This window comes from Xenorhabdus indica, assembly GCF_014467235.1.
GTDB classification, from domain to species: Bacteria; Pseudomonadota; Gammaproteobacteria; order Enterobacterales; family Enterobacteriaceae; genus Xenorhabdus; species Xenorhabdus indica.
The window spans coordinates 230,763-243,475 of sequence record NZ_NKHP01000001.1 but is presented as its reverse complement, the minus strand read 5'-3'; the positions used below and the strand labels follow the sequence as shown (position 1 = coordinate 243,475).

Sequence of the window (12,713 nt, the reverse complement as noted above, 5' to 3'; positions counted from 1 at the left end):
TATCCGTATTCAGCAGCGCTTTTTGCGCTGCAACTCACAAAAGTGGACTAAAAAAATAACAAAGACGTTCAAGAATGCGGTACCGGACGGGGCGCTTTAGCCATTCCTCATTATCAAGTAATGTAGAACGAGTAATATAATCCTGCTGGACAAGCATCAAGTCACTGCCAAACAGCCCATCGTCAATAATAACTGTGATTTCAAAGTTCAGCCACAAGCTACGCATATCCAAATTGACAGAGCCAACCATGCTGAGTTGCCCATCCACTAAAACGCTTTTGGTATGTAATAGCCCATCCTCGAATTGATAAATTTTCACGCCTGCTTCCAGTAATTCTGTAAAAAATGCCCGGCTTGCCCAACGCACAAGGAATGAATTGTTCTGGCTTGGCACGATAATGCTGACATCAACTCCGCGCATGGCGGCAGTACAGATTGCGTGCATTAAATCGTCACTGGGCACAAAGTAGGGGGTAGTAAGAATGAGTTGCTCTCTGGCAGCAAAAATAGCCGTCATTAGGGATTGCTGAATCAACTCATCGGGAAAACCGGGGCCGGAAGCAATGACCTGAGCAGTATGCCCGGATGCCTGTTCAAAAGGCATGATATTACTGTCAGGTGGCGGTGGCAGATGGCGTTGACCCGTTTCCATTTCCCAGTCGAAAGCATAGATAATTCCCAATGTTGTGGTGACAGGGCCTTCCATTCTTACCATGATATCGATCCATTGACCAACTCCTGCATCCTGTTTGAAAAACCGGGGATCGACCATATTCATACTTCCGGTATATGAAATATAGTTATCGATAAGAATAATTTTTCTATGTTGCCGCAAATCCATGCGACGTAAAAACAGACGAAAAATATTCACTTTTAGTGACTCTACAAATTCAATGCCGCTTTTACGCATCATGTCAGAGTAGGGGCTTCGGCAAAATTGCCAGCTTCCTGCTGAATCCACCATTATACGGCATTTGACACCACGCTTAGCTGCACGCATTAAAGCGTCAGTAACCTGATCAACCAACCCGCCAGCCTGCCATATATAAAACACCATTTCGATACTTTGACCGGCGTTTTCTATGTCATTGATAATGGATTTCAGAGACTCTTCATAAGAAGTCATGAGTTGCATTTGGTTGCCTCTGACTCCTCTTATCTTTTGGCGGCGTTCACATAACCGGAACAGTGGCGCAGCCACTTCACTATTTTCATTGGCAAAAATATGCTTCGATTTCCTTAGCTCAGAGAGCCAATTAGCCACAGACGAGCGCATCTGTTTTGCTTGTTCAACTCTGCGTTTCCCCAGATGCAGTTCGCCAAATGACAGATAAGCAATAACTCCGACTAAAGGAAGAATGTAAATGATAAGCACCCAAGTCATCGCTGATGTCACTGGCCGACGTTTCATCAGGACTCGAATGGTGATACCAGCAATAATCAGCCAGTATAAGAAAAACGCCAGCCAGCTCAGTACAGAATAAATGGTTGTCATAGGTGGCAATCAATCCTGTTTAGGTATTTTAATACTGTTGTTAGTGCAAGTGTCTGGAAATTTAGAAAAACTATCAAGGGCATACAGCCAAATTGGCAGAAAATAACCAAAATATTGTCAATATACAATCAAATACAGTCTTATATATTATATGATTGGATTCGGCTCAATCAGATGTTATTTATTTGTTTTATTAAATTATGATGAAACATATTCAATATGAATATTGAGACAATCCTGTGATTAGTTGACATTCTTGATTATGACATTTAAGAATAATACGGTTACTCACTTATACTGAGAGAAAGTTTAAACAATCAGGGTATTTTATGAAAAAAAGCAGGAATGAAGTAGGAAGATGGCGTCTCCTTCGTCAAAATATCCGCCGCCGCCGTCGTTGGTTAGAAGTTCAGTCACGCCGAAATTCACGCATCTATACATTGCGTAAGATAGATAATTATAAACATCGCAGGTCAATTTTGTTCATACAAAACGCAGAGCTGTAGCTGTTTCAAATATGATATGTGTATGTGGCATGATGCAGATGTTTTTGGATCTTTATTGAATATGATAGTCATTTGCATTTAAACTAATGGCTATCCTAAAATTGACTATCATGCTGCTAATCAAGAATTTTCTTATGCGTTGGATACATTGGCCAGTACTACTTTCTGTTTGTTTACATATTTCCATTGCTGTGGCGCTTTTGGGCTCCATTAAATCTGGAGAACCGCCGGAAGCTCCTCCGATGTCTGTAGCCATGATCCAGTTGGCGGCGGAAGAGTCTTCTGTTGAAGAGCCTGCTATTTCTGAACCAGAGCCTGAACCTCCGGCACCAGAGCCTGAACCGGAACCTATTGCAAAAATAGCGCTACCTAAACCTAAGCCTGAAAAGAAACCAGAAGAGAAGAAAATTGTTAAAAAAGAGTCTAAGCCAAAAGAGATAAAGACAGAAAAAACGTCAGAAGAACCTGTGAAACCGATTACGGATCAGGAACCTCTGTTAGCAAAAAACTTGAATGACCAGAAACCAACTGATTCTGCTATCAGAGATGCCTCTAAAGCACAAAATGGGCCGAAGGCGTTGAGCAGGATGGATCCTGTTTATCCATCCAGAGCGCAGCAGTTGGGTACAGAAGGCTCTGTGCGGGTAAAATATGATATTGATGAAAATGGCCGGGTTAAAAACATCGAAATTATTTCTGCAAATCCTAAAAATGTTTTCGAACGTGAGGTGAAAAAAGCCATGAGAAAATGGCGGTATGAAAAGAAACCAGCAACGGGATATGTGACGACTATTGAATTTAGGTTGTCAGGCGTTTCACTATCATGATTTCTTATCCGTAATATTCCACATTAATAGCAGGAGATGTAAAACATCTCCTGCTCTCATATAAAATTCTGGATTTTTATATTTAACTTTGTTTTACTGAATTCAAGGGAAGAGGGATAAACACTTTTTCATGGTAATCTTAAAAAAATTTTAAGATGCAATAATCATAAGGGATATCTAAGTCAAATTGGAATATTGCTGCAAGTTAACTGAGCTATTTTCTATTTTAATAAAGCAGATTAATTTATGATTGAAGATATTTTACATGATGCAATTAAGTATGCCAAAAGATTCTTTGGTAACAGAACGACGAATAAATTTTATCCTGATCTCAGTGTATTGCCAGAATCTGAACAATCAATATATCAAAGAAGTGCGATTGTCAGCAGGATGGATAGACATAAGAAAATCCGTCTTGAACTCTATAATTTAAAAGATATTGGTCAAAAACATCAGTATTTATTAAGTAATGAACATAATAGTCTGGTTGGGAACTGCCCTGAACTTTGTTTAGCGACATACATTTATTTAACTAGAGAACGTGCAAAAGATATCTGGGAGTTATATAGCGCAAATTGGAATTATGAATACCCTAAGTTAACTTGTCCTATTTACATTCAGCAGATTTACACATTGGGTGTATACGATCATGTATTTTTACTGCTGGATCATCCTGACTCGCTAGTTCGCAGGCCAAAGATTGGGACTATATATCACGAATTGCCGGTGGGCTCATGGGTTTGCGATCCATGGGCAGATATTGTTTGCTTAGCAGAAGACTATAATAATAGATGGAAACATAGGATGATGGAATGGAATCATCAGGGAATGTGTTTGTTATTAAAAGAACCCGGTTCCTCATCACCTTCCGCAGAAAGTTTCTCTCCTTTAAAAAAATATACATATCTAACGGTTGAGTGCAGTGATAAGCAGGTTTATCGTCTGTCTGCGATATATCGAGATGGTCAAGTAGAAACCTTTAATTGAGTTATTTAAATACGAGATAATACCTCTGCCAATAACATAACAACAAAGGCATTATAAGCATTAAACTTTATATTTTTTAATTTATCATTACTTATCAGTAATAAAAATGAGTCATAAAAAAGGAGCTCATTCAATGTGCTCCTTTAATTTGTGAGTTACATTTCTAATGAATCGTTACTCTGAATCACTGCTTTCCAGTTTGAAGTTTCTTTTCCCTTCCGGTAAAGGACGGGACGTATTATTTTCATTAACGGCTACGTATGTGAAAACAGCTTCTGTTGCCCGGTAACGTTGCCCAACTGGTTCAGAGGCCACTTTCTTCACCCATACTTCAATATGAATGGTGATGGATGAATTTCCCGTTTTCAGACAACGGGCATAACAGCAAACGACGTCACCTACCGCAACTGGTTTTAGGAAACTGATCCCATTTACGCTAACAGTAACTACGCGTCCCAGAGCAATCTCTTTTGCCAGAATTGCGCCGCCAATATCCATTTGAGACATCAGCCAGCCACCGAAGATATCTCCATTGGCGTTAGTGTCAGCAGGCATGGCCAGTGTACGGAGAACCAATTCTCCGTTTGGTAAGCATTGTTGTTGTGTCATTAGAAAACTTGCTTTATTTGGTGATTACAACAATACCTGCCAGTAATTCAGCAGGTATCCATATGAAAGTTATTATTATTCTTGTTCGCGAGGCAGATGACGGTAGATATATATCACACTCAACACGGTAAAGACCAGTGTTAATGCTGTTAACCCGAACACTTTAAAGTTTACCCAAATATTTTGAGGTAGCCAGAAAGCAACATAAATATTTGCTAACGCGCAGGCGATAAAGAAGATTGCCCAAGCCATGTTCAGCTTGTTCCAGATAGTATCAGGTAGTTTCAATTCTTTACCCAACATCCGTTGGATCAGTGGCTTTTTCATAACCCATTGGCTAATAAGCAAAACTAAGGCAAAAATAGCGTAAACAGCCGTTACCTTCCATTTAATGAACAAATCGCTGTGAAAAGCCAATGTTAATGTACCAAAGATGGCAACCATGACAAATGTAATTAAGGAGGATTTTTCAACTTTGCGATACATCAAATAGGTGATGACAACGGCCAGGCCTGTCGCTGCTATCAACGCTCCTGAAGCATAGAAAATGTCATACATCTTGTAGACGACGAAAAAAACGACTAATGGCAAAAAGTCTAAAAGTTGTTTCATAAATTGGGCTCACTTTAATACCGATGATGGCACGTTTCTGAATTTATGCCAGAGTGTATCAGATCTCAATGAAATGGTTTAAAGAAAAAGGCAGGGAGCGGAGTGATGAGGATTGTGAGTTTTGATTTAACACCGCATTATACTGTGTTTCATTTCACGAAAGGACTGTAATGCTATGTTGTGGAAAAAAATGTTGTGGAAAAGCACATTGTGGAAACAGTTATATCGCTGGATGCCGGGATTGGAGAGTCTTTGTCACTATCGTAAAGAGTATTTCGGCCATGATATGCGAGCCGGTTTGTCTGTTGCTGCTGTCGCTCTGCCTGTTGCGATTGCTTATGCTGAATTAATGGGGATAAGCGCTATCATTGGCCTGTATGCTTGTATTTTACCCATGATTGCTTATGCCTTGTTTGGAACATCTCGTCAGTTGATAGTCGGGCCGGATGCTGCGACATGTGCTGTTATTGCGGCTGCGGTAACGCCGCTGGCGTTAGGGAATGAAGATGTTCGCTGGCAGCTCGCCATCGTGATGACATTGATGACGGGATTTTGGTGCATACTGGCTAGTCATTTTCGTCTGGGAGCATTTGCTGATTTTATCTCTAGACCCATTTTAAAAGGTTTTATTAATGGGGTTGCGATTACTATTATGGCGGATCAGATCGCCAAAGTATTTGGGCTTTCCGGTTTACCACCAGAATTGATTGAACGATTGGTTGCATTACCGCATAAATTGCTGGCATCTCATTGGCCGACTGTCGGGATGTCCGCAATGACGTTATTAGTTCTGCTGAGTGTACGTTTTCTGCGGCCAGGTTGGCCAGCACCGTTGCTGGCGATGATCATTTCTACTTATGTGAGTTGGCAATTTGAATTGAATCAATATGGTATTCAGATTGTTGGCCATATGGAGGACGGTTTGCCGATTGTCCCAATGCCTGAATTCGAATTCGGCAGCATACGTGATTTGGTTGTTCCTTCCATCAACCTTGCGGTGATCAGTTTTGTCAGTTTCATGATGACAGCACGTAGTTTTGCCAGTAAAAATGGTTATCAGGTGGATGCAGATTTAGAATTACGGGCATTGGGCATCGCCAATATTGCGTCGTCGTTATCACAGGGTTTTGCAGTCAGCGCCGCCAGCAGCCGTACCGCGGTCAATGATGCTCTTGGTGGAAAAACGCAGATGGTGTCGGTTATCTCTGCAATAGCCATATTATTAGTATTATTTTTTATGACTAAATTTCTGTCATATATCCCATTATCATCATTAGGCATTGTCCTGATCTTTTCTACGTGGTCATTACTTGGATTAAAAAATATCTGGGCATATCGGAAACGTAATCGTCAGGCTTTTATATTATCCATTTTCACATTGGTTGCAGTTTTATTAGTCGGTGTGATTGATGGTATTGGTTTTGCGGTATTACTGGGTTTATTACAATTTTTACGTATTATTTTTCGTCCTTCTGATCAGTTGTTGGGTGTGAATGAGCAAGGCATGATCCGTTCAATCAATCAAGGTAATGATATTGAAGCAGTAGATAGCGTGATGATGTATCGTTTTAATTCACCTTTGACTTACTTTAATGTCGGGTATTTTAAAAGACGGATTTTACAGCATGTAAATAGCACCCCCAAACGCCCTGCATGGTTAGTTGTGGATGCAACGGTCAGTTTTACCTATGATGATGTCAGTGTGTTTGCTGCGTTGGATGAACTCATTACGGTGCTAAAACGAAAAAGGATAACGTTAATCCTTGCTGGCCGCAGAACTGAATTGAAGAACTGGATCAAACAAAACAAACTCAAGCGTAGTGATGAGGATTTAATTGTTGTCCCTGATCTCTATTTTGCTATTCGTTTGATTCAGAGTAAGAAACAAGTTGAAGAGAAAGAGCCTCGCTGAGTAGGGCGAGGCAATGGATTTCTTATATGTAACTAATTTGTAATTCACTGATTTTGTGGTTTGGTCAGCATATACAAGCGGAATAGATAAATCAGCAGCACAGAAGAAAGCAGGTTATTCAGTGATGATAGTGCGATATCAGGCAGCTTAGACAAACCCAGTACTAAAATCAGTTTTATTGCAAGCCATAGTAATACAGCAGGAACTAACAGGCGAAAATTATTGAACGCTAATCTCCAGCTTTCTTGCATAGAAGCAAACACCCCTTTACCTTTATCAAGCAGAAAAATCGGGGCAAATGCAAATGTGATTGAAAACAGAACCCCTGGGATGAACATCAACGTATAACCTATCTGAACTAATAGAGTACAGATAAACATCAGCAATAACATCTTAGGCAATTGAATAATAAATAGTTTGCTGACCTGTAATGCATTGGTTTGATGCCCATTTGAAATAGCACTGATAAGTATCAATACACTGACAGTGAGTAAAGTATCACCAAATATGTTGGAAAATAGGATCCCGAATGCTGTATGCAAGAACATTAACTGCTCTTCCGAGGTCAATTGCTCTACGAAGTTTTTAATACCCGCATTGCCTGATTCTTTGAAAGCATCTTGTATCTCAACCAGTAATTTGAGTTGCTCACCATCAGGCATGAGAACATGCTCCAGCAATGTTGTCACCAACGCGGCCAAAACAGAGAGTATGACAATATTCAACAGCTGATGCTTAAAGAAATTGAGGCTGTCACGATACAGGGTATTTGCCGTGATGGGCATGAAAATGGCTCCTATCAAATGAAACAATGATGATACCCGATTGTACCTTGTTCGGCAGATTATTGGATACCTAAAAGTAAAGGTTAGTCACTATTGCACAATATTTGTTACCAGAAACGTTTTTTGGTTAATTTTTGTTCTTTCGATAATCGTGTTAATTCTGTGTTAACTGAACAGGATCTAATTGATATATATTAGTTGTCAATATAATACTAATATTCTTAATTATAGGTTGTAATCAAAAATTGATAGGGAAATATAAAATTTCCTTCATCATAAATATATATTCAGGTAACTTTGATTTGGATCAATTAAAAATATCCCATAGGTGAAATAATAAATTTTTAAATACTAAAACCACATAAATGGGATTGATAATGAAAAAGATTTCTGCGCTTGTCTTGGCTGCTGCAACGCTGGCTCCATCATTGACTTTTGCCCATGAAGCCGGTGATTTCCTATTCCGTGCAGGCACAGCAACGGTAAGACCAAATGCTGGCTCTGATAATGTTTTAGGTTTAGGTTCGTTTGACGTAAATAATAACACACAGTTAGGTTTAACTTTTGGTTATATGGTCACTGATAACATTGGTGTTGAATTATTGGCTGCTACGCCATTTCAACATAATGTTAATTTGCCAAAAGTCGGTGAGATCGCGACGGTTAAACATTTACCACCAACATTAATGGCACAATACTATTTTGGTGATAAAGAAAATGATTTACGTCCTTATATTGGTATAGGTGTAAACTATACAACATTCTTTGATGAAAAATTTAATAATAATGCAACTGTTAAAGCGGCGAATTTAAATAGCCTGGATCTGAAAGATTCCTGGGGGATTGCAGGTCAAGTAGGTTTAGATTATCAACTGGATAAAAACTGGATGTTGAATACGTCACTCTGGTGGATGAATATTGAAACTGATGTGAAGTTTAAAGCAGGAAATAAGGATTATAAATATAAAACCCGTCTTGACCCTTGGGTATTTATGTTTGGTGTCGGTTATAAATTCTGATTATTTGATGATGCGAGTGTAATTAACCTGTGTGTTTGATAACCCAATAGATTTTAAGGTGCAACTTTGTTATCTGCAACTTGAAAAATAAAGGGTATAAGAGAGAACCAATGGGGCAAGCATATGCTGTGCCCCATTTTTACGATATTTTTCAAATTTATTCACCGGAGTTTTATAGAGTTAATAACGGTTTTCACTCCCTTAATCCCTCTTGCAATTTGAATTGCTTGTTTGACTTCTTCGGGAGAACGTGCAAATCCACTTAATTGAACACGCCCTTTATAGGTTTCTACACTAATGTCATTGGATATCAAATTATTAGCCTCAAACAGTGCAGTTTTTATTTTGGTAGTGATGACTGTATCATCAATGTAGTTTCCAGTGCTTTCTGTTGTTGCTGTTGGAGCACATGCAGATATCGTAACGGTTATAATGGCCGCAATAAAAAATGCGGAAATGGTCTTCAACTTTTTCATAGTAAATCTCCTTAACTGCGCTATGGGGGAAAAGAAAGATTATTTCTGGGTTGCTGATTTCATGGAGCGGACGAATATCGTGAGTTTTTCCAGCATAATGTGAGGTTGATGTAAATTATTCTCAATGATATTCACCACAGCAGAACCTGAAATAGCACCGGCAGCTCCACTATTGATGACAGATATGACTTGCTCTGGTTCAGAAATTCCGAACCCTTGTAGGGCAGGTGCTGCATGGTATTCTTTTAGTTTATTAACCAAATGTGTCAATGGTTGTTCCATCCGAATTTGAGTTCCTGTAATACCGGCTCTTGATAGCAGATAAGTGTAACCGCGCCCGAATGAGGCAATTTCACGCAATAAATTATCATCTGCATTGGGTGGACAAATGAAAATTGGCGCAGTGTCATATTTTATGGCTGCTGAATAAAAAGGGCGTGATTCAGATAATGGCACATCAGCAACCAGAACCGAATCAACCCCTGCTTTTTTACAGCGGTTATAAAATTCATCTATTCCATTATGAAATATTAGATTTGCGTACATCAGCAGACCGATTGGAATATCAGGGTGTTTTGTCCGAATTTGTGCCAATAACTCAAAACATAATGTCGGTGTGACCTTGGCAGATAATGCACGCAAATTAGCATCCTGAATCGTCGGGCCATCTGCAAGAGGGTCGGAAAATGGAATGCCAATTTCTAAGGCATCGGCTCCACCAGAAATGAGAGCGTCGATAATATCTAAAGATAATTCAGGATTAGGATCGCCCAGAGTGACAAAGGGAACGAAAGCGCCTTGATTTTGTTTTTCTAATTTTTTAAATAACAATTCGTAACGTTCCATCAGATTTCTCCTTTTGATTTCAAAATAGTGTGAACGGTAAAGATATCTTTGTCGCCACGACCGGATAAGTTGACGATCAATAATTGTTCTTTATTCGGTTCCTGATGGATCATTTTCAAGGCGTAGGCAAGTGCATGTGAAGATTCTAAGGCCGGAATAATCCCTTCATTAAGTGATAGTGCTTTAAATGCATCCAGTGCTTCATTATCAGTGATGGAAACATAATCGGCTCGTCCAGTGCTGTTAAGATAGGCATGTTGAGGGCCAACAGAAGGAAAATCCAATCCGGCCGAGATGGAATATGACTCTTCTATTTGCCCATCTTCTGTCTGCATGATTGGCGATTTCATGCCAAAGTAAATTCCCAGCTTACCGTGTATTAATGGTGCACCATGCTCCCCGGTTTCAATACCATGCCCGGCAGGTTCAACACCAATCAGGCGAACGTGGGTTTCTGGAATGAATTCCGCAAATAATCCAATAGCATTTGAACCACCACCAATACAGGCAATAACGGCATCAGGCAAGCGTCCTTCTTTTTCCAAAATCTGGGTCTTGGCTTCTTCACCAATCATGCGCTGAAATTCACGTACCATTGTGGGGTAAGGGTGTGGGCCAGCAGCGGTTCCTAGCAAATAATGTGCTTTATCATAGCTGCCAGACCAATCACGCATCGCTTCGTTACAGGCATCTTTTAGTGTTGCGGAGCCGCTGTGAACAGGAATGACTTCAGCGCCCATAAGGCGCATACGGAATACATTGGGAGATTGACGTTCAATGTCTTTTGCTCCCATGTAGATGCGGCATTTCAAACCTAAAAGCGCGCAGGCCAGAGCAGTCGCTACACCATGCTGACCAGCACCTGTTTCAGCAATAATTTCTTTTTTCCCCATCCGTTTTGCCAGTAATGCTTGTCCTAAAACCTGATTGGTTTTGTGTGCCCCTCCGTGGAGTAAATCTTCTCGCTTCAGATATAAACGGGTTTTTGTGCCTTTGGTTAAATTTTGGCATCGTGTTAAAGCAGTAGGACGGCCTGCATAGTTTTTCAATAAACTATGAAATGCTTGTTGAAATTCAGGATCATTCTTTGCTTCGATAAAAGCTTCTTCTAATTGATCAAGGGCAGGGATTAGGATCTGGGGAACAAATTGCCCTCCAAAATCACCAAAATACGGATTTAACTTAGCCATTATTTTTATTTCTCACTTTTTGGTTAAAATTTAACTATCTGAATATTCGTCTTTTGAATGCTAGTTTTTTGAAAATATGATTAATAACAGCGTAATTGTTGGAATACTTGTTTTATTTTCTGGCTGCTTTTGATCCCTGGCCTGATTTCAACACCGGAATTAAAATCCAGTCCGTAACAACCCAGAGCTGCGGCTTGTCTACAGTTCTCAGCATTTAAACCACCTGCCAATATACTGTTATGCTGAAAATTTTTGTCGATTAATTGCCAATCAAAGGCTGTGCCTGTACCTCCAGAGCCATTATCCAATAATAGATGATCAATATTGGAATAAGATATATCGAAAAGCATTTTTGCCTGTGACATATCAATCGCTTTCCACATCTCACAATGTTCTGGCAGGACAGAACGGAGCGCATTAATGTAGGTTTGATCCTCATGACCATGCAATTGAACGGCTGTGAGTGAAAGATTGCGGGCAGTATGATTGACGAATTCAATTGACTGATTCTGAAATACACCAACATATAACAAAGGGACTTCATTAATGATTTGTTGTGCTTGTTGAAGGCTGACTTTACGTGGTGATTTTTCAGCAAAAATTAAACCACCATAAACGGCACCAGCCTGTAATGCTGCGTTAGCATCATGTGAGCGGGTTAAACCGCAGACTTTATTGTCACCCAGAATCAGTCGCCGTAGAGCGAGATCCAAATCAGATTGAGCCATCAAAGCACTACCAATCAGGAATCCACAGGCAAATTGGCTTAATTCTCGTACTTGCTGGTGGCGGTAAATGCCGGATTCACTAATAACAATGGTATTTTCTGGCAAATCGATGGACAGACTGCGGGTACGATCTAAATCTATAGACAAATCACGCAGATCCCGATTATTAATACCAATCACTTTTGCACCCAGTGCTATTGCCCGACGGCGTTCCTCTTCGTTGCTGATTTCTGTTAATACCCCCATATCAAGGCCATGTGCCAGATCGGATAGTTGACGGTAGGTTTCATCATCAAGAACAGAAAGCATCAACAAAATAGCATCGGCCTGATAATAGCGGGCAAGGTAAACCTGATAAGGGTCAATAATGAAATCCTTACACAGAATGGGTTGATGTACAGCCGCACTGACTACGCGGAGAAAATCATAACTGCCCTGGAAATACTTTTCGTCAGTCAGTACAGAAATCGCTGCTGCGTAGGGTTGGTAATTTTTGGCAATATGTACTGGATCGAAATCTGTTCGTAGCACGTCTTTTGAAGGAGACGCCTTTTTGCATTCCAGAATAAAAACCGTTTGTTTATGAGTCAGTGCCTGATAAAACGGACGGTGGCTTGGTACAACGGAATCAATGAAACTTTCCAGTGGCTGTTTTTCCTTGCTAGTGATGAGATATAGTGCCTTATCTGCAACAATCTTCTGTAATATATTACTTTTCATG

The 12,713-nt window shown here is 40.0% G+C and carries 13 protein-coding genes; 5 read left to right on the top strand and 8 right to left on the bottom strand.

Annotated features, from left to right (window positions below):
• Nucleotides 1-34: 34 nt before the first annotated feature.
• A complete protein-coding gene (gene cls / locus Xind_RS00780; protein ID WP_187649269.1) occupies nucleotides 35-1,495 on the bottom strand; it encodes a cardiolipin synthase in 1,461 nt (486 codons plus the stop codon).
• Nucleotides 1,496-1,824: 329 nt separating this feature from the next.
• Here cls and Xind_RS00775 point away from each other — a divergent pair, with 329 nt between their 5' ends.
• The 3 genes from Xind_RS00775 to Xind_RS00765 all read left to right on the top strand — a co-directional run bounded on the left by Xind_RS00775 (nucleotide 1,825) and on the right by Xind_RS00765 (nucleotide 3,815).
• Nucleotides 1,825-2,001, top strand: a complete 177-nt coding sequence (locus Xind_RS00775) for a YciY family protein (RefSeq protein ID WP_156115410.1) — start codon at nucleotides 1,825-1,827, stop codon at nucleotides 1,999-2,001.
• An 86-nt stretch (nucleotides 2,002-2,087) separates the two neighbouring features.
• On the top strand, nucleotides 2,088-2,828 hold the full coding sequence (gene tonB / locus Xind_RS00770) for a TonB system transport protein TonB (protein WP_338114324.1): 741 nt from the start codon (nucleotides 2,088-2,090) through the stop codon (nucleotides 2,826-2,828).
• A gap of 246 nt (nucleotides 2,829-3,074) precedes the next feature.
• Nucleotides 3,075-3,815: a hypothetical protein gene (locus tag Xind_RS00765; protein ID WP_047684725.1), complete on the top strand. Its 741-nt coding sequence runs from the start codon at nucleotides 3,075-3,077 to the stop codon at nucleotides 3,813-3,815.
• A 174-nt stretch (nucleotides 3,816-3,989) separates the two neighbouring features.
• On the opposite strand, the gene yciA is transcribed toward Xind_RS00765, so the two are convergent.
• Both yciA and Xind_RS00755 read right to left on the bottom strand, forming a co-directional pair.
• A complete protein-coding gene (gene yciA / locus Xind_RS00760; protein WP_038270132.1) occupies nucleotides 3,990-4,424 on the bottom strand; it encodes an acyl-CoA thioester hydrolase YciA in 435 nt (144 codons plus the stop codon).
• 75 nt (nucleotides 4,425-4,499) lie between these two features.
• Nucleotides 4,500-5,036, bottom strand: a complete 537-nt coding sequence (locus Xind_RS00755) for a septation protein A (protein ID WP_047684728.1) — start codon at nucleotides 5,034-5,036, stop codon at nucleotides 4,500-4,502.
• 175 nt (nucleotides 5,037-5,211) lie between these two features.
• Here Xind_RS00755 and Xind_RS00750 point away from each other — a divergent pair, with 175 nt between their 5' ends.
• Complete coding sequence (locus Xind_RS00750; RefSeq protein WP_246432434.1) at nucleotides 5,212-6,948, top strand: SulP family inorganic anion transporter; 1,737 nt, start codon at nucleotides 5,212-5,214, stop codon at nucleotides 6,946-6,948.
• Between the two features lie 44 nt (nucleotides 6,949-6,992).
• On the opposite strand, the gene Xind_RS00745 is transcribed toward Xind_RS00750, so the two are convergent.
• Complete coding sequence (locus tag Xind_RS00745; RefSeq protein WP_047684731.1) at nucleotides 6,993-7,733, bottom strand: YciC family protein; 741 nt, start codon at nucleotides 7,731-7,733, stop codon at nucleotides 6,993-6,995.
• 377 nt (nucleotides 7,734-8,110) lie between these two features.
• On the opposite strand from Xind_RS00745, the gene ompW reads away from it, so the two are divergent.
• Nucleotides 8,111-8,752, top strand: a complete 642-nt coding sequence (gene ompW, locus Xind_RS00740) for an outer membrane protein OmpW (protein WP_047684734.1) — start codon at nucleotides 8,111-8,113, stop codon at nucleotides 8,750-8,752.
• Nucleotides 8,753-8,913: 161 nt separating this feature from the next.
• Here ompW and Xind_RS00735 read toward each other — a convergent pair whose 3' ends face one another.
• The 4 genes from Xind_RS00735 to trpCF form a co-directional block, all read right to left on the bottom strand.
• Entirely contained in the window at nucleotides 8,914-9,228 is a 315-nt protein-coding gene (locus Xind_RS00735) for a BON domain-containing protein (RefSeq protein ID WP_187649268.1), read from the bottom strand.
• Between the two features lie 39 nt (nucleotides 9,229-9,267).
• Nucleotides 9,268-10,074: a tryptophan synthase subunit alpha gene (gene trpA / locus Xind_RS00730; RefSeq protein ID WP_187649267.1), complete on the bottom strand. Its 807-nt coding sequence runs from the start codon at nucleotides 10,072-10,074 to the stop codon at nucleotides 9,268-9,270.
• The gene (trpB, locus tag Xind_RS00725) at nucleotides 10,074-11,267 is read right to left on the bottom strand and encodes a tryptophan synthase subunit beta (protein WP_187649332.1); all 1,194 of its coding nucleotides are present in this window, start codon (nucleotides 11,265-11,267) and stop codon (nucleotides 10,074-10,076) included. The genes trpA and trpB overlap by 1 nt, the downstream gene beginning before the upstream one ends.
• A 77-nt stretch (nucleotides 11,268-11,344) precedes the next feature.
• Nucleotides 11,345-12,712, bottom strand: a complete 1,368-nt coding sequence (gene trpCF / locus Xind_RS00720; RefSeq protein WP_187649266.1) for a bifunctional indole-3-glycerol-phosphate synthase TrpC/phosphoribosylanthranilate isomerase TrpF — start codon at nucleotides 12,710-12,712, stop codon at nucleotides 11,345-11,347.
• Nucleotide 12,713: the final 1 nt, after the last annotated feature.

Excerpts from the sequence above, each read along its gene's own strand:
- trpCF (WP_187649266.1), bottom strand. The coding sequence starts at position 12,712 with ATGAAAAGTAATATATTACAGAAGATTGTTGCAGATAAGGCACTATAT.
- Xind_RS00750 (WP_246432434.1), top strand. The coding sequence starts at position 5,212 with ATGTTGTGGAAAAAAATGTTGTGGAAAAGCACATTGTGGAAACAGTTA.
- trpA (WP_187649267.1), bottom strand. The coding sequence starts at position 10,074 with ATGGAACGTTACGAATTGTTATTTAAAAAATTAGAAAAACAAAATCAA.
- tonB (WP_338114324.1), top strand. The coding sequence starts at position 2,088 with ATGGCTATCCTAAAATTGACTATCATGCTGCTAATCAAGAATTTTCTT.
- Xind_RS00775 (WP_156115410.1), top strand. The coding sequence starts at position 1,825 with ATGAAAAAAAGCAGGAATGAAGTAGGAAGATGGCGTCTCCTTCGTCAA.
- Xind_RS00755 (WP_047684728.1), bottom strand. The coding sequence starts at position 5,036 with ATGAAACAACTTTTAGACTTTTTGCCATTAGTCGTTTTTTTCGTCGTC.
- Xind_RS00765 (WP_047684725.1), top strand. The coding sequence starts at position 3,075 with ATGATTGAAGATATTTTACATGATGCAATTAAGTATGCCAAAAGATTC.
- yciA (WP_038270132.1), bottom strand. The coding sequence starts at position 4,424 with ATGACACAACAACAATGCTTACCAAACGGAGAATTGGTTCTCCGTACA.
- Xind_RS00745 (WP_047684731.1), bottom strand. The coding sequence starts at position 7,733 with ATGCCCATCACGGCAAATACCCTGTATCGTGACAGCCTCAATTTCTTT.
- ompW (WP_047684734.1), top strand. The coding sequence starts at position 8,111 with ATGAAAAAGATTTCTGCGCTTGTCTTGGCTGCTGCAACGCTGGCTCCA.
- cls (WP_187649269.1), bottom strand. The coding sequence starts at position 1,495 with ATGACAACCATTTATTCTGTACTGAGCTGGCTGGCGTTTTTCTTATAC.
- Xind_RS00735 (WP_187649268.1), bottom strand. The coding sequence starts at position 9,228 with ATGAAAAAGTTGAAGACCATTTCCGCATTTTTTATTGCGGCCATTATA.